This is a genomic window from Providencia sp. Me31A, from assembly GCF_050487165.1.
Lineage (GTDB): Bacteria > Pseudomonadota > Gammaproteobacteria > Enterobacterales > Enterobacteriaceae > Providencia.
This window is the reverse complement of the sequence record NZ_JBKQGZ010000034.1, coordinates 18,393-38,713: the sequence shown is the minus strand read 5'-3', so window position 1 is coordinate 38,713 and position 20,321 is coordinate 18,393. Positions and strand designations below refer to the sequence as shown.

General features: G+C 41.1%; 16 protein-coding genes and 3 tRNA genes. 18 read left to right on the top strand and 1 reads right to left on the bottom strand.

Annotated features, from left to right (window positions below; all coding sequences use genetic code 11):
* The first annotated feature begins 158 nt into the window (after nucleotides 1-158).
* The gene (gene dinB / locus ACLPIE_RS20770; protein WP_430263599.1) at nucleotides 159-1,214 is read left to right on the top strand and encodes a DNA polymerase IV; all 1,056 of its coding nucleotides are present in this window, start codon (nucleotides 159-161) and stop codon (nucleotides 1,212-1,214) included.
* 44 nt (nucleotides 1,215-1,258) lie between these two features.
* Here the strand turns inward: dinB and pepD are convergent, their stop codons facing one another.
* On the bottom strand, nucleotides 1,259-2,719 hold the full coding sequence (pepD, locus tag ACLPIE_RS20765) for a beta-Ala-His dipeptidase (protein ID WP_430263598.1): 1,461 nt from the start codon (nucleotides 2,717-2,719) through the stop codon (nucleotides 1,259-1,261).
* Nucleotides 2,720-3,032: 313 nt separating this feature from the next.
* On the opposite strand from pepD, the gene gpt reads away from it, so the two are divergent.
* The 17 genes from gpt to luxS all read left to right on the top strand — a co-directional run bounded on the left by gpt (nucleotide 3,033) and on the right by luxS (nucleotide 20,313).
* Complete coding sequence (gpt, locus tag ACLPIE_RS20760) at nucleotides 3,033-3,497, top strand: xanthine phosphoribosyltransferase (protein WP_430263597.1); 465 nt, start codon at nucleotides 3,033-3,035, stop codon at nucleotides 3,495-3,497.
* Between the two features lie 185 nt (nucleotides 3,498-3,682).
* Complete coding sequence (gene frsA / locus ACLPIE_RS20755) at nucleotides 3,683-4,933, top strand: esterase FrsA (RefSeq protein WP_430263596.1); 1,251 nt, start codon at nucleotides 3,683-3,685, stop codon at nucleotides 4,931-4,933.
* Nucleotides 4,934-5,004: 71 nt separating this feature from the next.
* Nucleotides 5,005-5,406 carry a sigma factor-binding protein Crl gene (gene crl / locus ACLPIE_RS20750; RefSeq protein WP_430263595.1) on the top strand — a complete coding sequence of 134 codons (402 nt, stop codon included), beginning with the start codon at nucleotides 5,005-5,007 and terminating at the stop codon, nucleotides 5,404-5,406.
* A 115-nt stretch (nucleotides 5,407-5,521) separates the two neighbouring features.
* Nucleotides 5,522-6,625, top strand: coding sequence for a glutamate 5-kinase (proB, locus tag ACLPIE_RS20745; RefSeq protein ID WP_430263600.1), 1,104 nt, complete (start codon nucleotides 5,522-5,524; stop codon nucleotides 6,623-6,625).
* Nucleotides 6,626-6,627: 2 nt separating this feature from the next.
* Nucleotides 6,628-7,881 (top strand): glutamate-5-semialdehyde dehydrogenase, encoded by a 1,254-nt coding sequence (proA, locus tag ACLPIE_RS20740; RefSeq protein WP_430263594.1) that lies wholly within the window; start codon nucleotides 6,628-6,630, stop codon nucleotides 7,879-7,881.
* Nucleotides 7,882-8,022: 141 nt separating this feature from the next.
* Nucleotides 8,023-8,520: a shikimate kinase AroL gene (gene aroL, locus ACLPIE_RS20735; protein ID WP_430263593.1), complete on the top strand. Its 498-nt coding sequence runs from the start codon at nucleotides 8,023-8,025 to the stop codon at nucleotides 8,518-8,520.
* Between the two features lie 140 nt (nucleotides 8,521-8,660).
* Nucleotides 8,661-10,808 (top strand): bifunctional acyl-ACP--phospholipid O-acyltransferase/long-chain-fatty-acid--ACP ligase, encoded by a 2,148-nt coding sequence (aas, locus tag ACLPIE_RS20730; RefSeq protein ID WP_430263592.1) that lies wholly within the window; start codon nucleotides 8,661-8,663, stop codon nucleotides 10,806-10,808.
* A gap of 1 nt (nucleotide 10,809) precedes the next feature.
* Nucleotides 10,810-12,012, top strand: a complete 1,203-nt coding sequence (gene lplT, locus ACLPIE_RS20725) for a lysophospholipid transporter LplT (RefSeq protein ID WP_430263591.1) — start codon at nucleotides 10,810-10,812, stop codon at nucleotides 12,010-12,012.
* 14 nt (nucleotides 12,013-12,026) lie between these two features.
* Entirely contained in the window at nucleotides 12,027-12,542 is a 516-nt protein-coding gene (pncC, locus tag ACLPIE_RS20720; RefSeq protein ID WP_430263590.1) for a nicotinamide-nucleotide amidase, read from the top strand.
* A gap of 92 nt (nucleotides 12,543-12,634) precedes the next feature.
* Complete coding sequence (gene recA, locus ACLPIE_RS20715) at nucleotides 12,635-13,702, top strand: recombinase RecA (RefSeq protein ID WP_430263589.1); 1,068 nt, start codon at nucleotides 12,635-12,637, stop codon at nucleotides 13,700-13,702.
* 325 nt (nucleotides 13,703-14,027) lie between these two features.
* Nucleotides 14,028-16,655: an alanine--tRNA ligase gene (alaS, locus tag ACLPIE_RS20710; RefSeq protein WP_430263588.1), complete on the top strand. Its 2,628-nt coding sequence runs from the start codon at nucleotides 14,028-14,030 to the stop codon at nucleotides 16,653-16,655.
* Nucleotides 16,656-16,883: 228 nt separating this feature from the next.
* Nucleotides 16,884-17,066, top strand: coding sequence for a carbon storage regulator CsrA (gene csrA, locus ACLPIE_RS20705; RefSeq protein WP_430263587.1), 183 nt, complete (start codon nucleotides 16,884-16,886; stop codon nucleotides 17,064-17,066).
* Between the two features lie 451 nt (nucleotides 17,067-17,517).
* Nucleotides 17,518-17,610: transfer RNA gene (locus ACLPIE_RS20700), tRNA-Ser, on the top strand.
* An 11-nt stretch (nucleotides 17,611-17,621) separates the two neighbouring features.
* A tRNA-Arg gene (locus ACLPIE_RS20695) sits at nucleotides 17,622-17,698 on the top strand.
* A 130-nt stretch (nucleotides 17,699-17,828) separates the two neighbouring features.
* Nucleotides 17,829-17,905, top strand: a tRNA-Arg gene (locus tag ACLPIE_RS20690).
* Nucleotides 17,906-18,079: 174 nt separating this feature from the next.
* On the top strand, nucleotides 18,080-19,645 hold the full coding sequence (gshA, locus tag ACLPIE_RS20685; RefSeq protein WP_430263586.1) for a glutamate--cysteine ligase: 1,566 nt from the start codon (nucleotides 18,080-18,082) through the stop codon (nucleotides 19,643-19,645).
* Nucleotides 19,646-19,797: 152 nt separating this feature from the next.
* Nucleotides 19,798-20,313, top strand: a complete 516-nt coding sequence (gene luxS / locus ACLPIE_RS20680; protein ID WP_430263585.1) for an S-ribosylhomocysteine lyase — start codon at nucleotides 19,798-19,800, stop codon at nucleotides 20,311-20,313.
* Nucleotides 20,314-20,321: the final 8 nt, after the last annotated feature.

Sequence of the window (20,321 nt, the reverse complement as noted above, 5' to 3'; positions counted from 1 at the left end):
ACACTCCAAGGAGGGGATAAATTGAGTATTCGGGCGTAAAGAGACTTTTCGTCCATGATAGTAATCCCTGATCATAAAATATGCATTATGATATTATCAGCCACCATAACAAGGGAAGTCCCATATTTAAACAGTTGATTGATTGTTAGGGCTAATACGTGCGTAAGATTATTCATATTGACATGGACTGCTTTTATGCTGCTATCGAAATGCGTGACGATCCAAGCTTACGTAATATCCCTATCGCTGTTGGCGGTAGCGCTGATCGTCGTGGTGTTATTAGCACCGCAAACTATGAAGCACGTCGTTTTGGTGTGCACAGTGCCATGTCCACGGCAATAGCTCTCCGGCTTTGTCCACAGCTTAAAGTTGTCTCTGGACGTATGGCTTTATATAAAGAAACATCCATTCATATTCGTAAAATTTTTGCGCGCTATACTGATTTAATCGAACCTCTATCTCTAGATGAAGCTTACCTTGATGTTACCGATTGTACGCAACATCATGGCTCTGCAACATTAATTGCAGAAGCTATCCGACAACAAATTTTTGATGAATTACAACTGACTGCATCTGCTGGGGTTGCCCCGATAAAATTTTTAGCCAAAATTGCATCTGATCTGAATAAACCTAATGGCCAGTTTGTGATAACACCACAGAGCATGGATCAATTTATCTTGAATTTACCCCTCAAAAAAATTCCTGGAGTGGGTAAAGTGACCGCACAAAAATTGGCAGATATGGGGCTATCTAGCTGTGCTGATGTACAAAGGTATGATGTGGTGACTCTGATTAAAAGCATGGGAAAATTTGGTCAGGTGCTATGGGAGCGCTGTCATGGGATAGATGATCGCCCAGTCAACCCTGATAGACTCAGAAAATCAGTGGGTGTTGAACGTACTCTTGCCGAAGATATTCATGATTGGAATGATTGCCTGCCATTGTTGGATAAATTATATGATGAACTGCAACTACGGCTAGCCAAAGTGAAGCCTGACCTACGAATTGCTCGCCAAGGTGTGAAATTTAAGTTTGATGACTTCCAGCAAACGACACAAGAACATGTTTATCCTATATTAAATAAACAAGATTTAGTGCAACTAGCGCAACAGGTTTGGGAAAATCGTCGCTTAGATCGAGGTGTACGGTTAGTCGGATTACATGTGATGCTGCAAAGTCCGCAATTAGAACGTCAGTTATTGCTTGAGCTATAAAAAAACACCTATCGGGTGACAGGTGTTTTTATTGGGGTGGTTGATTAACCTTTAACAGGGATTGCTTTTAAAACTGCGGTTAATAGTTTCCAGTATTCACCAACGCTGGCGATATGGACTCTTTCATCTGGGGAGTGTGCTCCACGAATGGTCGGTCCAATAGAAACCATATCCATGTCTGGATAAGGTTTTTTAAATAAACCACACTCCAAGCCTGCGTGGATCACCATCACATTAGGGATCTTACCAAACAATTTGTTATAAGTTTCGCTAACTAAGTGCATAACAGGCGAATCAGCATCGGGTTGCCAGCCCGGATAGCTGCCTTCAGCACGGTACTGTGCTTGTGCTAATTTACTAATAGAAGTCAGCATGTTAACAACATAATTTTTTCCACTGTCAATCAATGAGCGTACAAGGAAGATAATTTCTGCTTTGTCTTCGGTTAGGCGCACAACACCTTCATTGAGTGACGTTTCAACAACACCAATGGCGACGTCACTCATCCGGATCACACCGTTAGGTGCTGCATTCAAGAAAAAGACAAAACGTTTTTGGCAGTCATCAGACAGTGCTTTTAGCTCACTTTGAGTTTCGTCTAGCAGTAACACAAGGTTAGGTTCAACAACGGCTAATTCATTCTTCAAAATGTCTTCATAACGTGTTCTTAGCGCGGCTAATTCATCAACTTTGTCTGTAGGAACAGAAATTACAGCATAAGCTTCACGGGGGATTGCATTACGAACCGTGCCGCCTCTAAAGTCTAACAGTTTTAGGCCTAAGTCTTCAGCATGACCTGCAAGGAAACGAGCGAGCAGCTTGTTAGCATTACCTAAGCCTAAATGAATATCACCACCTGAGTGACCTCCTTTAAGGCCTTTTAAGGTCATTGTGAAGGTTTTGTAACCTTGTGGTAACACTTCACGAGTCAGGTCAAAAGTGGTTGTGAAATCAACACCACCTGCACAACCCATGTAAATTTCACCTTCTTCTTCCGAGTCTGTATTGATCAGAATGTCTGCTTGTAACCAGCCCGCTTTCAGGCCGAACGCACCTTCCATGCCAGCTTCTTCGGTCATGGTCAGTAATACTTCCATTGGGCCATGTTCCACATTGTCATCAGCAAGAACAGCAAGCGCGGAGGCCAAACCAATCCCATTATCTGCACCAAGTGTCGTTCCGTGTGCAGTTACCCACTCACCATTAACATATGGGCGAATAGGGTCGGTTTTGAAATCATGTTCAGTATCATTATTTTTCTGTGGCACCATGTCTAAGTGGGCTTGCAACACAACGGCCTTTCGATTTTCATAGCCTTTTGTCGCAGGTTTACGGATCAGAATATTGCCCACCTCATCACGTTCAACGTGAAAGCCTTTTTGCTTTGACCAATCAATAATATATGCAGCTAAGGCTTCTTCATGATATGAAGGGTGTGGGATAGAACAGATTTTAGCGAAGATGTCCCATAGAGGTTGGGGGGATAATGTAGCGAGTTCTGACACGTTTTTCTCCTTGTTCCCGTCATATTTTGAGTTCTACGATTGTTAGCTTTTGTTAGCCTTTCAACTCAAATTATCTCGGAGGCTTTTAATTGAGTTATGTTGGATACTAGCTTGATATGCAGAATTAAATAATGCATTGCTGATAAACTCAGGATAACACTTTCTTTTGAATAATGGACAGTGCAAATGATAATAATTGATGGCGAATGATGCTTTTTACTGGTTTTTAGCGCGCCAAATCACTATAATCTCGCGCAACCTTTTTTCCGCAAGACACTTTTCAGATTTACTCAGCAGTCGGGACCCGAATTTTATGAGCGAAAAATATGTCGTAACGTGGGATATGTTGCAAATACATGCCCGTAAACTCGCACAACGTTTATTACCAGTAGAGCAATGGACTGGTATCATCGCGGTTAGCCGTGGTGGCCTTGTTCCAGCAGCTCTTCTTTCTCGTGAACTGGGTATTCGTAACGTTGATACCGTATGTATCTCTAGCTATGATCATGATAACCAACGCGAATTAAAAGTCATTAAACGCGCAGAAGGTGATGGTGAAGGCTATATCATTATTGATGATCTGGTTGATACTGGCGGTACAGCGCAAGCGATTCGAGACATGTACCCAAAAGCACACTTTGTAACCATTTTTGCAAAACCTGCTGGCCGCCCTCTAGTGGATGATTATGTTGTTGATATTCCACAAAATACATGGATTGAACAACCATGGGACATGGGTGTTGTCTTTGTTAAACCTTTGTGTGAACAAGATAAATAAATCGAAGCTACACTCATTTTTTTGGGTAATATATAGCAATTACAAAAGGCTACAGATTTCATTAATTGCTAGAACACATTAATACCTAAGATTTCTGGGTCAAACGCGATATAATTTGGGGAGTGCATTTTTGCATTCCCTTTATTTTTTGGCAAAATTCAGCTCTGACAGACAAGGAAATAGGGATGACTCAGCAAAATCTTTCCGAAAAACTCTTCAAACCTAGAGTCAGGCAAGTTGAAACATCGACACTTGTATCTTATTCATCACAAACGCTACCTCAACTAAATGATTACAGTGTATTAAGTGGTTCTCATCATGCAGGCTGGTATCGCATGATCAATCGTTTGATGTGGATTTGGCGTGGAATTGATGCATTAGAAATTGGGGATGTATTAAGTCGCATCGCTGTTTCTGATGCCCCGCGCAGTAATGACCACCTTCTTGATACCGTGATTGGTAATAGACGCGGCAACTGGTGCTTTGAATGGTCACAACAAGCTATGCAGTGGCAACAAAAAGCTTTGGAGTTTGAAAAAGGCCCTGAAGCAGGGAATGCATGGTTACGAGCAGCAAATTTATATAGCATTGCGGCATACCCTTTTATCAAAGGGGATGAGTTAGCAGATCAAGCTATATTGTTAGCTTGTAAAGCTTATGATAATGCAGCAAAATTTTCTGAATACCGCTTAAAAAAAATTGCATTCAAAGTCGATGGAAACAAAGAAGTTTGTGGCTTTTTACATATTCCATCTAAAGGGCAAGGCCCTTACCCGACGGTAATGATCTGCGGTATGCTAGATAGCTTACAAATAGACTTCTGCCGCTACTTTCGTGACTACCTCGAGCCACTTGGCATAGCAATGCTAACGTTGGATATGCCCTCTATCGGTTATTCCATCAAATTTAAGCTAACTCAAGAAACGACGGCTCTGCATGAGCAGATTGTCCGTCAAATTGATGATATTGCGTGGATTGATCACACCCGTTTTGGCATTGTTGGTATGCGCTTTGGTGCTAACATAGCCTTAAGACTTGCTTATATGTGCCCTGATAAAATTAAAGCAGTCGCTGTCATAGGGCCAATTGTGCATAGTTTATTGCACGAAGAAAAATATCAGCAAGAGATTCCTCGGATGGTTTCAGATGTGTTCGCCAGTCGCTTGGGGATCTACCAAGTAGATGGTAGCGCTTTACGCCATGAGTTAAGTTGTTATTCACTTAAAAATCAAGGTCTTCTTGGGCGTAGGAATAAGGTTCCTATGCTATCTGTTAGTTTGAAGGATGATATTTTTAGTCCCAAAGCAGAATCTGACTTAATTCGACGTTCATCTATGGATTCAGATACCTTAATGCTACCAAATCAGCCTGTTTTTGCCAATTTTGAAAAGGCATTAGGTGAAATTACTAATTGGCTAAAAGTCAAAATACTTTAATTATATTTAATAACTTGCTTATTTTTTTCTATTTGCTAAAAAGGGAACTTCCCAAGAAGGAGATCCTTAATATGGCTTTACCGACCGATTATTCAAATGGCAAGTATTTAAAAAAATTTGCTGCAATGGGCCCTTATTTGCGTGAAAAACAATGTTTAAATGGCTGTTATATTTTTGATAGCCTTGTGGTTTGTGTGAATGCGAATATTGCCCCAGAAAAGCGTGAGTTCTGGGGATGGTGGTTGAAGTTAGTCGCAACAGATGAGGGCTTTGAGTTCACTTATCACTTTGGCTTATACAACACTCACGGTAGCTGGCAAGTTAAAAATCTCAAAGATACGATAACCACTGACGCCGTTGAACAGAATCTGTTTTTATTCCACCAACTCCTCGTAAAACAATTATCTGAGCTTGAGTTAAGCCTCTTCCCCTCGCCACTAATGACAGAATTAAAACTGGAATTAAGCGCATAAATTTGTTTTAAACCAACTTTTGTTGAATTTTGCGTTATGCCTGTTGGCATAACGCGCTTCTCCTGATAAAAATGGTACCTACTTTTTATTTTCTTAATCCTATGGCAGAAAAATGATGAAAAATAGCCAGACGCTGGTTGTTAAGTTAGGTACCAGTGTACTTACAGGGGGCTCACGCCGCTTGAATCAAGCTCATATTGTAGAGCTGGTTAGGCAGTGTGCGCAGCAATATGAAAAAGGACACCGCATTATTATCGTGACTTCAGGGGCAATTGCGGCAGGTCGTGAACACTTAAATTACCCCGAGTTACCGGCTACCATTGCATCTAAGCAACTGCTTGCGGCCGTCGGCCAAAGTCGCCTTATTCAATTATGGGAAAGGTTATTTTCTATTTATGGTATTCATATCGGCCAAATGTTATTAACTCGTGCAGATTTAGAAGACCGCGAACGTTTTTTAAATGCCCGTGATACCTTACAAGCCTTACTAGATAATGGAATTATTCCTGTTATTAATGAAAATGATGCAGTCGCAACTGCGGAAATTAAAGTCGGTGATAACGATAACTTATCGGCATTAGCTGCTATTCTTGGCGATGCAGATAAGCTATTGCTTCTGACGGATATTGAAGGGTTATATGATGCAGACCCCCGTAGTAATCCACATGCAAAATTGATCCCAGAAGTTTACGGTATTAACGATGAACTACGTGAAATGGCGGGTGGTAGCGTGAGTGGATTAGGAACAGGGGGAATGGCAACTAAATTACAAGCTGCTGATGTTGCTGGTCGGGCAGGGATTGATGTCGTCATTGCTGCGGGTAACAAACCTGATGTCATTAATGCAGTCATTGAAAATATTCCTGTTGGTACTCGTTTTTATGGGCAGAAAAATCCAATGGAAAACCGTAAGCGCTGGATTTTTGGTGCGCCAGCGGCAGGAGATGTATATATTGATGATGGTGCGCAACTGGCTATTTTAGAAAAAGGCAGTTCCTTGTTGCCTAAAGGTATCAAGAAGATTGAGGGCGATTTTTCTCGGGGGGCAGTGATCCGCATTCGTAACATGGCGGGGAAAGATCTTGCTCATGGTGTTAGCCATTATAATAGTGACGCACTTAGAATGATTGCAGGCCATCACTCGCAAGACATTGGCAGAATACTTGGCTATGAACACGGTTCAGTCGCTGTTCATCGTGATGATATGATAGTGAGTTAATTATGTTAGAAAAAATGGGTAAAGCAGCAAGAGTTGCTTCTTGGCAATTAGCCCAACTAAGCACCAAACAAAAAAATACGGCATTATTGCAGATTGCTGATTTATTAGAAAAAGAAAGCGCTGTGATCTTATCTGCCAATCAAAAAGATATGGAACAGGCGAAAGCTAGCGGTATGACAGAAGCCTTACAAGACCGCTTACTATTAACGCCTGAACGCCTGAAAAGTATTGCTGATGACGTCAGAAAAGTTTGCCAATTAGCTGATCCTGTTGGCCAAGTGATTGACGGTAGCCAGTTGGATAGCGGATTGAATTTACAGCGTCGTCGCGTGCCTCTTGGCGTGGTGGGTGTAATTTATGAAGCTCGGCCAAATGTGACCGTGGATGTCGCATCTTTATGTCTAAAAACTGGTAATGCAGTCATCTTACGTGGTGGAAAGGAAACACATAATACCAATCTTGCTGTAGTTAGTGTTATCCAAAAAGCACTAAAAAATAGTGGATTACCTGCTGATGCCGTGCAGGCGATTAATAACCCTGACCGTGAATTAGTTGCTCAATTACTAAAATTAGACCGTTATGTTGATATGCTGATCCCACGTGGAGGCGCAGGCTTACACAAATTATGTCGTGAGCAATCAACCATCCCTGTGATTACAGGCGGTATTGGTGTGTGCCATACATTTGTTGATGAGTCTGTTGATTTTGCTAAAGCACTTAACGTGATTACTAATGCTAAAGTACAGCGTCCAAGTGCCTGTAACTCATTAGAAACATTATTAGTTCATAAAAACATTGCCGCAGATTTCCTCCCTTTACTGAGTGAAGAAATGGCGAAACAGCAAGTGACATTGCATGCGAGTGAGCAAGCTATGGCATTGTTAAAGCAAGGTCCTGCGACAGTGGTTGATGTAAAACCAGAAAATTTGGTTGATGAGTGGCTATCTTTAGATTTAAACGTGGAAATTGTCGCCGATATTGATGCTGCAATTGACCATATTCGCCATTATGGCACCGCCCACTCAGATGCTATTTTGACGCAGTCCCTTCGTCAAGCTGATTACTTTGTGCAATGTGTGGACTCAGCAGCGGTATATGTAAATGCGAGTACTCGGTTCACTGATGGCGGCCAGTTTGGTTTAGGTGCAGAGGTTGCGGTAAGTACGCAAAAATTACATTCACGAGGCCCGATGGGGCTTGATGCGCTAACCACCTACAAGTGGATTGGCTATGGGGATTTTTTAAGCCGTGCATAAGCAATAAGATTAACGAAATAGCCACACATGTGTGGCTTTCTTTTTTATTATTAGCCTTATTTAGTTAATTTGTTATTAGCAGATATATAGCTGCAATAAGCGCAATAAGGCTGAATATTCAAAACAGTGAGATGAAAATTGATGTTTTACATTATTGGTCCAAGAGGTTCAGGTAAAACGACAATTGGTAAAAAATTTGCAGAATACAAAGGTTACCAATTTGTTGATACAGATAAGCTGATATTTGAAAAGGCTGGAAAAAGTATCGCAGAGATCGTTGAGCAACACGGTTGGGACTATTTTCGTCAACTAGAGACAGAGGTTTTGCAGTCAATTAAACAAGATAATGTCGTGGTTTCAACAGGTGGAGGAATTATTTTAGCGCCTAAAAATCAAAAAATCATGCGTGATAATGGCACTGTAATTTATTTAAATGCAAGCTCTAAAACCTTAGCTGAACGCCTTGCGGCAGAACCGCAAGCTGATCAGCGCCCTAGCCTGACAGGCAAGTCATTACTAGAAGAAATAGATGAAGTGATGCAGCAAAGAGAGCCTATCTATCGTGCAACCGCACATCACATTATTGATGCAGCACAACCGATTAACGATATCGTCATGCAGTTAAAGGATTTATCATAAACTGGTTATGTATAAGCAATTTTAATGAATGGTTGTTTTCAGAATATACCGCTGGAGCAAGAAGGGAGGCTCAGTAATATAGGCATTACTACGGTATAATAATAAATAGATAAAAATATAATCATAATATAGGGATCATTATGTTGGTAAAAATCATTAAATCACTGCTGAAATTCTTATTTCGTGTGCAAGTTATCGGTGATGAGAAAGAATTCGAACAAGATAAATGCTTGATTACACCTAATCATGTTTCTTTTCTTGATGGTGTTTTGATTGCACTTTTCTTACCAGTGAAACCTGTATTTGCGGTTTACTCGACCTTTGCTACTCCAAAAATGGTAAAGCGATTAAAACCTTACGCTGACATTGTTCCATTAGACCCTGCAAATCCTCTTGGGATAAGACACTTAGTTAAAGAAGTCGAAAAAGGGCGCCCTATTGTTATTTTCCCTGAAGGCCGCATTAGTGTTCATGGCTCATTAATGAAAATTTATGAAGGTGCGGCATTCGTAGCGGCAAAATCAGGCGCTAAGGTTGTCCCTATTCGCATTGAAGGGGCTGAACGTAGCCATTTTGGACGTTTGAAAGGCATTTTTCCACTCAAGTGGTTTCCGAAAATTACCCTACATATTCTGCCCGCACAAAGTATTCCTATGCCTGAAGCGCCAAAATCGGTCGAGCGTCGAGCATTAGCAGGTGAGCACCTTTATCAAATTATGAAATCTGCTCGTATGTCTTGTTTGCCTCAAGTCACACTAGTAGAAGAGTTTATCCAAAGTATTCAACGTTTTGGCCGCCGTACTCCATGTATTGAAGATATTTCATTCCAAGAGGATAGCTACCAAACGCTATTGAAAAAAACGCTAGGTGTAGGCCGTATCATTGAGCGTTATACCCGTGAGAATGAACGTGTTGGCTTATTGCTACCGAATGCAACGGTTACCGCCGCAGCCATTTTTGGTGCTTTAATGAGAGGCCGAGTTCCCGCTATGCTCAATTACACTGCGGGTAGTCATGGTATTAGCAATGCTTTAAAAGCATCAGCAGCGAAAGTGGTTTTTACCTCTCGCCAGTTCTTAGAAAAAGGTCATTTAACCCATATTCCTGAACAGGTTCCTGAGGCAGATTGGATTTATTTAGAAGACTTGAAAGATACGGTAACATGGCAAGATAAGCTTTGGATTGTTAAGCATTTATTCAACCCAATTAAGGCCGTTATACCACGTAAAGTGACGGACGAAGCCATCGTGCTGTTTACTTCAGGTTCAGAAGGAACACCAAAAGGAGTTGTACACATTCATGGGAGCTTAATGGCTAATGTTGAACAAATAAAAACCATCGCTGATTTTACGCCGCGTGACCGGTTTATGTCATCGTTGCCACTCTTCCATGCATTTGGCTTAACGGTTGGTTTGTTTATTCCATTGTTTTCAGGCAGTCGCGTTTTCTTATATCCAAGTCCATTACACTATCGAATTATTCCTGAATTGGTGTATGACAAAAACTGTACCGTACTTTTTGGTACCTCAACATTCTTAGGTAACTACGCTCGATTTGCACATCAGTATGATTTTGCTCGCCTACGCTACGTGGTTGCTGGTGCAGAAAAATTATCAGACAAAACGAAAAAAATCTGGTTTGAGAAATTTGGTATTCGCATCCTTGAGGGGTATGGGGTAACCGAATGTGCTCCTATTGTGTCAATTAACGTACCGATGGCTGCAAAAGAGGATTCTGTCGGGCAAATTCTTCCTGAAATGGAAGCGCGAATTATTCCTATCTCAGGTATTGAACAGGGTGGCAAATTACAGCTTAAAGGGCCTAATATCATGAAAGGGTATTTACGTGTTGAAGCCCCCGGTGTTTTGGAGGCGCCTAGGGCTGAAAATGCACAAGGTGAAATAGAAGAAGGCTGGTATGACACCGGCGATATTGTTGAATTAGATAGCAAAAACTTCTGTACGATCAAAGGGCGAGTTAAGCGTTTTGCTAAACTCGCAGGGGAAATGGTCTCCTTAGAAAGTATCGAGCAAATGGTTGCGGCTATCTCACCAAGTGCTAATCATGGTGTAGTCACCAAACCTGATAGCAGCAAAGGCGAAGCATTGGTTTTATTCACCACAGATAAAGACCTTGACCGCAGTGCAATATCAGGTGCAGCAAAAAGCAAAGGCTTAACAGAGCTTGCGGTACCTCGGGATATTCGTTGGGTAAAAGAATTGCCTGTGTTAGGTAGCGGCAAAACGGATTTTGTGACATTAAAGCAAATGGCATTAAAGGATGAGTAACATGCAAGCTAGCACGACAAATACGCCGTTAATGAGCCGAGGAATGAAAGCGGTTTTGGCTTCCCAATTCCTATCTGCATTTGCTGATAATGCCTTATTATTCGCGATATTGGCACAACTTAAAGCGGAGTTTTACCCTGAGTGGAGTCATCCAATTTTACAGATGGTTTTTGTCTTCACGTATATCGTATTGGCGCCATTTGTTGGGCAAATAGCAGACCGGTTTTCAAAAGGTCGAGTGATGTTATTTTCCAATATTTTTAAACTCCTAGGGGCATTAGGGATCTGCTTTGGTCTCAATCCTTTTCTTTGTTATGGCTTAGTGGGTATTGGTGCAGCTTCATACTCCCCAGCTAAATATGGTATTTTGGGCGAATTGACCGGTGGAGAAAACTTGGTTAAAGCAAATGGTGTCATGGAAGCATCAACTATTGCGGCAATCCTAGTAGGCTCAGTGGTTGGTGGTATGCTTTCTGATATCCATTTGATACTCGCACTAGGAACGTGCGCTGCGTTATATGCACTGGCTGTTATTGCTAACTTTTTTATTCCTCACCTTATGGCCGCAAGGCCCGGAAAAGGCTGGAACCTTAAGTTGTTGATTAGCGATTTTTTTCAAGCTTGTCGTATTTTGTGGGCGAACCAAGAAAGTCGTTTCTCCCTTGTGGGAACGAGCTTATTTTGGGGGGCAGGTGTCACTTTACGGTTTTTACTAGTGGCATGGGTGCCTGTCGCTTTAGGCCTTCAAGACAATACAACACCGACAATTTTAAATGCTATGGTTGCAGTTGGGATTGTTGCTGGTGCAGGTTTAGCCGCTAAGTTTATTACCTTAAAAACGGTTTATCGCTGTATTCCTGCTGGGGTGATTATTGGCGCGATGGTGGTATTACTTTCTCTGCAAACCAATATCATTCCATCTTATTTTATTTTGATTATCCTTGGGATTTTTGGTGGGTTATTCGTCGTTCCGCTTAATGCATTACTTCAAGAAAAGGGTAAAGAAACCGTTGGAGCAGGGAATGCGATTGCGGTACAAAACCTAGGTGAAAACAGTGCGATGTTAATCATGTTAGGTTTGTATTCATTGGCAATTAAAACTGGTTTATCTGTGGTGAATGCAGGGATTGGTTTTGGTGCTGTGTTTGCAATAGCAATCGCAGGCTTATGGATTTGGGATCGCGCTCGTAAAAAAATGCAGTAAAGGTGGATAGCATTATGATAGATGAGAAACAGCTCGAAATATTGAGCATTCAAATTGGTCAGAAACTAAAAGAGCAAGGTAAAACAGTGACTGCTGCTGAGTCTTGCACTGGCGGCTGGATTGCGAAAGTATTAACTGATATTGCGGGGAGCTCAGACTATTTCCAACGTGGGTTTGTCACATACAGTAATGAAGCTAAGCACCAAATGATCGGTGTTAAACATGAATCTTTACAAAAATTTGGCGCAGTGAGCCAGCAAGTGGTTATCGAAATGGCCTCTGGTGCATTACAAGAGGCTAAAGCTGATTTTGCTGTTTCAGTCAGTGGCATTGCAGGTCCTGGAGGCGGTAGTGCAGAAAAACCCGTTGGCACTGTTTGGTTTGGTTTTGCCCAAAAACAAACCAACGAAGCTATTTCTGTGGTCGCAGAACATCGTGTATTTCAAGGGGATAGAAATAAAGTTCGCTTACAATCAACAGGTTATGCTCTTGAGACTCTTTTAAAACTGTTAAATAAAAAATTTCCTTGATACTGTATGATTATACAGTATACTTAGTTCCAACAAATCAAATTCAATCGTTTTATTCGCAGTGGTTAAGCCATTGCACTTAGGGAGTAAAGATGGCTATTGATGAAAACAAACAAAAAGCACTTGCAGCGGCATTAGGTCAAATTGAAAAACAATTTGGTAAAGGCTCCATTATGCGTCTTGGTGAAGACCGCTCTATGGATGTTGAAACCATTTCAACAGGTTCTTTATCCCTTGACGTTGCATTAGGCGCTGGTGGCCTGCCATTAGGTCGTATTGTTGAAATCTACGGTCCTGAGGCTTCGGGTAAAACAACTTTGACTTTACAAGTCATAGCAGCAGCACAGCGTAGTGGTAAAACCTGTGCATTTATTGATGCTGAACATGCGCTAGACCCTATTTATGCTAAAAAATTAGGTGTAGATATTGATAATTTACTGTGTTCACAGCCTGACACCGGTGAGCAAGCTCTTGAAATCTGTGATGCATTAACTCGCTCTGGTGCAGTTGACGTGATCATTGTTGACTCCGTGGCTGCATTAACACCCAAAGCTGAAATTGAAGGCGAAATCGGTGATTCACACATGGGGCTTGCGGCTCGTATGATGAGCCAAGCAATGCGTAAATTAGCCGGTAACTTAAAAACGTCTAACACCTTACTGATCTTTATTAACCAAATTCGTATGAAAATTGGTGTTATGTTCGGTAACCCAGAAACGACAACAGGTGGTAACGCACTGAAATTCTATGCATCCGTTCGTTTAGATATTCGTCGTATCGGTGCAGTGAAAAATGGTGAAGAAATCGTAGGTAGTGAAACCCGCGTTAAAGTTGTTAAAAATAAAGTTGCAGCACCATTTAAACAAGCAGAGTTCCAAATTCTTTATGGTGAAGGCATTAACACCTTTGGTGAGTTAATTGACTTGGGTGTTAAACATAAGTTGATTGAAAAAGCAGGTGCTTGGTATAGCTATAATGGTGATAAAATTGGCCAAGGTAAAGCGAACTCAACAAATTATTTAAAAGAGCATCCTGAAGTCGCGCAAGAAATTGATACCAAATTGCGTGAAATGTTATTAAATCACACGGGTGAATTTAGCAGCGCAGCGACAGACTTCATCAGTGATTCTGATGAAGAAGATACACCAGAAGAATTTTAATTTTTCCTTAGGTTTTTGATTAATAAATGAATTATCGGCGCATCTCTTTTAGAGATGCGTCTTTTTTATTATGGCCTATCATATTAATAGTTTAACGAACAGTATTTCTGTGGAAAAATACCTTATTGCGAGGTATAAACATACTTTCAGAAAATATCTAGACGCTTTACAATGAAAGCCGCGAATGGATGTATCTATATTTTACTTCTGCATAAAGAGACTTTATCTTATCAGTCACTTTTTAATCGGAGAGTTGATTAGAGGTGATGTTACATTCCATCTCAACAATTCGTAATTCTGTTTCCAGCTTGATATCGGGATAAATATGAGTAAAAGCACCGCTGAGATCCGTCAAGCGTTTCTCGACTTTTTTCATACAAAAGGTCATCAAGTGGTCACCAGCAGCTCGCTAGTGCCAAATAATGACCCTACACTATTGTTCACAAACGCAGGGATGAACCAGTTCAAAGATGTATTTCTTGGTCTGGATAAGAGAGCATATTCCCGAGCGACAACTGCACAACGTTGTGTTCGTGCGGGTGGTAAACATAACGACTTAGAGAACGTGGGCTATACTGCTCGCCACCATACATTTTTTGAGATGTTAGGTAACTTTAGTTTTGGCGACTACTTTAAACACGATGCTATTCGCTTTGCATGGGAATTATTAACCAGCGAAGAATGGTTTAATCTACCAAAAGAAAGGCTTTGGGTAACTGTTTATGCAACGGATGATGAAGCTTATGATATTTGGAATAAAGAGATAGGTATTCCAGCTGAACGTATCATCCGCATAGGTGATAACAAGGGTGCACCATATGCATCTGACAACTTCTGGCAGATGGGTGACACAGGACCTTGTGGTCCATGTACTGAAATTTTCTATGATCATGGTGATCATATTTGGGGTGGCCCTCCAGGAAGTCCAGAAGAAGACGGTGACCGTTATATTGAAATTTGGAACCTTGTTTTCATGCAATTTAACCGTCAATCAGACGGTACGATGGAGCCATTACCAAAACCCTCAGTTGATACAGGAATGGGCTTAGAGCGTATTTCTGCTGTACTTCAACACGTCAATTCAAATTATGAGATTGATATTTTCCGTGAATTAATTGCAGCCGCAGCTAAAGCAACAGGCGCAACTGATTTAGAAAATAAATCACTGCGTGTAATTGCTGATCATATTCGCTCTTGCGCATTCCTTGTTAGCGACGGTGTGATCCCGTCGAATGAAGGCCGTGGTTATGTACTACGCCGCATCATTCGTCGTGCTGTCCGTCATGGCTACATGTTAGGAGCAAAGGACACTTTCTTCTATAAACTTGTTGCGCCATTAATTAACGTCATGGGTTCAGCTGCGGATGAATTAGCTCGCCAGCAAACTATGGTGGAAAAAGTTCTAAGAACTGAAGAAGAACAATTCGCACGTACCTTAGAACGTGGGTTACAGCTATTAGATGAAGAATTGTCTTCCCTACAAGGCGACACGCTTGATGGTGAAGCGGCATTCCGCCTGTATGACACTTATGGTTTCCCAATTGATTTAACGGCGGATGTGTGTCGCGAACGTAACATTAAAGTTGATGAACAAGGTTTTGAGCGTGCAATGGAAGACCAGCGCCGTCGAGCTAGGGAATCAAGTGGCTTTGGTGCTGACTACAACTCTTTAATCAAAGTTGATAAGCGTAGTGAGTTTTCTGGTTATGAATACGATGAGCAGCAAGCAACTATCATTGCATTGTATAAAGATGGTCAACCTGTTGATAGCTTAAATGCAGGTGAAGAAGGCTTAGTAATTCTAGATAAAACAGCATTCTATGCTGAATCTGGCGGTCAAGTCGGAGATACTGGCTACTTAAACAATGATAGTACCAGCTTTAAGGTGACAGACACTCAAAAATATGGTCAAGCAATTGGCCATATTGGTAAAGTAGAATCAGGAACACTGGTTGTTAATCACCGTATTTCAGCTTTAGTGAATGCTGCAAGACGTAACGCTATTCGATTAAACCACTCAGCAACGCATTTACTGCACGCTGCGTTACGTCAGGTATTAGGTGACCATGTATCTCAGAAAGGTTCATTGGTTAACGATAAATACCTGCGTTTTGACTTCTCTCATTTTGAGGCGATGACCAGCGAACAATTACGCCAAGTTGAGGATATCGTCAACGCGCAAATCCGCCAAAATTCAGAAATTGAAACTGAGCTGATGGATTTAGAGGGAGCTAAAGCGAAAGGTGCTATGGCATTATTCGGTGAAAAATATGAAGAACGCGTACGTGTTCTGAGTATGGGCGACTTCTCTATTGAACTATGTGGTGGTACACATGCTAGTCGCACAGGAGATATTGGTTTGTTCCGTATTCTCAGTGAATCAGGTACTGCTGCGGGGGTTCGTCGTATTGAGGCGACGACGGGTGCGATGGCAATTGAAAGCGTTCATAATCAGTCAGAGCAACTTTCGGCAATCGCTCACCTACTAAAAGGTGATATTAATAGCTTAGTAGAGAAAGTAAAAGCAGCACTCGATAAATCTCGCCAGCTTGAAAAAGAGATTGTGCAACTAAAAGATCAACAAGCATCTCAAGAAAGTGCTTCACTAAGCAGTAAAGCGAAAGATGTGAAAGGTATTAAATTATTAGTAACTCAATTAGGTGATACTGATCCTAAGCTATTGAGAACAATGGTTGATGATCTCAAGAATCAGTTGAAATCAGCGATTATAGTGCTTTCAACAACAAGTGGTGATAAAGTCAGTATGATCGTTGGCGTAACTAATGATTTAACTGCTAAAGTTAAGGCTGGTGACTTGATTTCTTATGTCGCAGGACAAGTTGGCGGTAAAGGTGGCGGTCGTCCAGACATGGCGCAAGCGGGGGGGACTGACGTTAATGCATTACCTGCTGCAATGGCGAGTGTTGAAACGTGGGTAGAATCACGGCTTTAAGCGCCTATAAAGTTGTCTCATCAAAACATGAGGCAACTTTAATCTGTTGCGGCATTGTTAATGTATCACTTGTAGTGCTATATTTTGCTTGTAAATAATTAGAATGCTTGAATTGATGGCATCAATGCTTTAGGTAAATGTCATTGCTTTACGTTTTCACGGTGTGTGATGGACAATAGCGGGGGATACCTAGAGACCCGACTCTTTTAATATTTCAAGGAGCAAAGAATGCTTATTCTGACTCGTCGAGTTGGTGAAACACTCATGATAGGCGATGAGGTAACAGTTACTGTATTGGGTGTCAAAGGCAACCAAGTTCGTATTGGTGTTAATGCCCCAAAAGAAGTTTCTGTTCACCGTGAAGAAATTTATCAACGGATCCAGGCTGAAAAGACTCAACCAGATAATTAATAATAATGAATAAGCGTCCAATAATTGACCACACAGCAAGAATGGACGCTTGTCTTACCTACTTTTTTCTCTCATTTTCAATGCTAACAGCACTTTTTTACACGTAATAATTTACACGTAATAAAATTTTTTTGTTAGAAAATCGTATTGTTATACTTAGTTTATGACTTTGTGTTGAGCATAATTTCATCAAATAGATAATTGGTTTTGCTTTTTACTCATCAGCATAGTAATTTTTTTATCATAACTTTATTTATGAAGTTAGTAGGATAGAGGCTGAAAAATATCTTTTTCGATGTTAAACTAATCATCTTGCTTGTGAAATGTGCAAACAGACTACGGAATGCAAAAAGTTTGGAAAAATTGTTTGACTTCTAAGTCTAGGAAAGTAATATGTGCGCCACACAGCAACGAGATGTTTGAAAAAACAAATCGTGTGTAACTAAAATATGGTGAGGTGGCCGAGAGGCTGAAGGCGCTCCCCTGCTAAGGGAGTATGCGGTCAAAAGCTGCATCGAGGGTTCGAATCCCTCCCTCACCGCCATTTTAGATTACGCATCCGTAGCTCAGCTGGATAGAGTACTCGGCTACGAACCGAGCGGTCGGAGGTTCGAATCCTCCCGGATGCACCATTTTCAACCCTATGAGAAAATCTGATGGGGTTTGTTTTGGTTTAATACCAAGGCAATGCAGTAACTAAGAAATTACTTCATAGATGCTGATAAAGAAGTTTGAGAGAGAAGCACGTCTTGCATTAAGTATGCATCCGTAGCTCAGCTGGATAGAGTACTCGGCTACGAACCGAGCGGTCGGAGGTTCGAATCCTCCCGGATGCACCATCATTAGAAGAACTCCTCAATTTGAGGAGTTTTTTTTGTCTGAAAAGCCAAATAAATGGCATTCTGCCTACATATTCCTCTATAAACCACACATCTAGACAGCGACAATTTCTGTGATTTAAGCTAAAGTATTGCCTTAATAAAATACATTAACATCACAGGCGGGAGGTCGATTTGATCCCGGACGTATCTAAAGCGCTCTCATGGTTAGAGGCGCACCCAGAAGCACTAAATGGTATTCAACGTGGTATTGAACGCGAAACATTGCGTGTGACTTCTACAGGCTCTATTGCAGAAACATTGCATCCTGAAGAGCTGGGAAAAGCTTTAACACATAAATGGATCACGACAGATTTTGCGGAGTCCTTACTCGAATTTATTACTCCTGTAGATAAAAGTATTAGCCATAACTTGGCTTTTCTCAGGGATTTACATCGCTATACTGCGCGCCATCTTCAAGATGAAAGAATGTGGCCACTCAGTATGCCATGTTTTATTGAAAGTGAAGATAAAATCACTCTTGCTCAATATGGTTCTTCCAACGTCGGGCGCTTTAAAACGCTGTACCGAGAAGGGTTGAAAAATCGTTATGGCGCATTAATGCAAACGATAGCAGGGGTGCATTATAACTTCTCTTTGCCAACTGAATTTTGGCAAGCGTGGGCGGGGGTGGATGATCCTGAAAGTGAAAGTGGTAAAGAAAAAATTTCTGATGGTTATTTACGTTTGATCAGAAACTATTACCGTTTCGGTTGGGTGATCCCATATCTATTCGGTGCATCTCCAGCAATTTGTGGTTCTTTCTTAAAAGATAGGGATACCGCCTTAACATTCGATAAAACTGAATGTGGCACTTATTATTTGCCTTATGCAACCTCCTTACGCATGAGTGATCTTGGCTATACGAATAAATCACAAAGTGATTTAAATATTACATTCAATAAATTAAGCGAATACGTTGAAAGCTTAAAGAAAGCAATTCATAAGCCTTCTGCTGAGTTTGATAAACTGGGTGTTAAGAAGGATGGCAAGTACGTTCAACTCAACACAAATGTATTGCAAATTGAAAACGAACTCTATGCACCAATAAGGCCTAAGCGTGTACCTAAAGGGACTGAGTCGCCCTCAGATGCATTATTGCGAGGTGGTATTGAATATATTGAAGTGCGTTCATTGGATATTAATCCATTTAGTGCGATTGGGGTTAATGAAACACAAGCACGCTTTGTTGATCTATTCTTAATTTGGTGTGTCCTTGCAGACGCGCCAGAAATGAATGCGCAAGAATTAGATTGTTGCCGCCAAAACTGGAACCGTGTGATCCTTGAAGGTCGTAAACCAGGGCAAGTTATTGGCTTTGGTTGTGGTAGTGAAATGAAACCATTGGTGGACGTGGGGCAGCAATTATTTAATGATTTGATCCGTGTTGCAGAAGTACTAGATACATGCTGTGATGCGAAATACAAAGACGTTTGCCATCAATTTGTTGCTATGTTTGAAGACCCAACCCTGACATATTCTGCTCTTGTAATGGATGAGATGTTAGAAAAAGGCATAGGCGGCTATGGACTAGAACTTGCTGAAAAATATTTTGAGCAGTTAACTAACGAGCCTTATGAAGTGATTACTGAAGAGCAATTTGAGCAAGCAAGACTCGCATCTATTGAAAAACAAGCTAAGATGGAACAGAGCGAAACGGAAAGCTTTGAAGACTATCTACACATTCATGCAGGACGCTAAAAGAAACGGCCACGCTAGGTGGCCAAATAAAAATCTCTTAGAGAATTAGGGATGATAACAAATTGCGCGTCTTTCATTAATTGAGACTCTGCATTTTCAAAATAGTTTCATTTTATTTTAGAAAAAAAATTTATTTTTGAGGAGGTCACAAAATGCCGTTATTAGATAGCTTTACTGTCGATCATACTCGCATGTCAGCGCCTGCTGTACGTGTGGCAAAAACCATGAAAACGCCAAGTGGGGACACTATCACGGTTTTTGATTTACGCTTTACTGTACCCAATGAAGAAGCCATGACAGAAAAAGGGACACACACTTTGGAGCATCTCTTTGCGGGCTTCATGCGTGATCACCTCAACGGTAATGGCGTCGAGATTATTGATATTTCACCTATGGGCTGCCGTACAGGTTTTTATATGAGCCTAATTGGTCAGCCTGAAGAACAGCGTGTGGCGAATGCGTGGAAAGCGGCGATGGAGGATGTTTTGAAAGTTAAAGATCAAAACAAAATACCTGAGTTGAACGTATACCAATGTGGGACATATAAAATGCACTCATTGGAAGAAGCCCAGCAAATTGCACGTAATGTTCTCGCTTCAGAGATAGGTATCAATAAAAACGATGAATTAGCTTTACCCGCTGATAAGCTTGAGCAATTACACGTTTAGTTATTTGT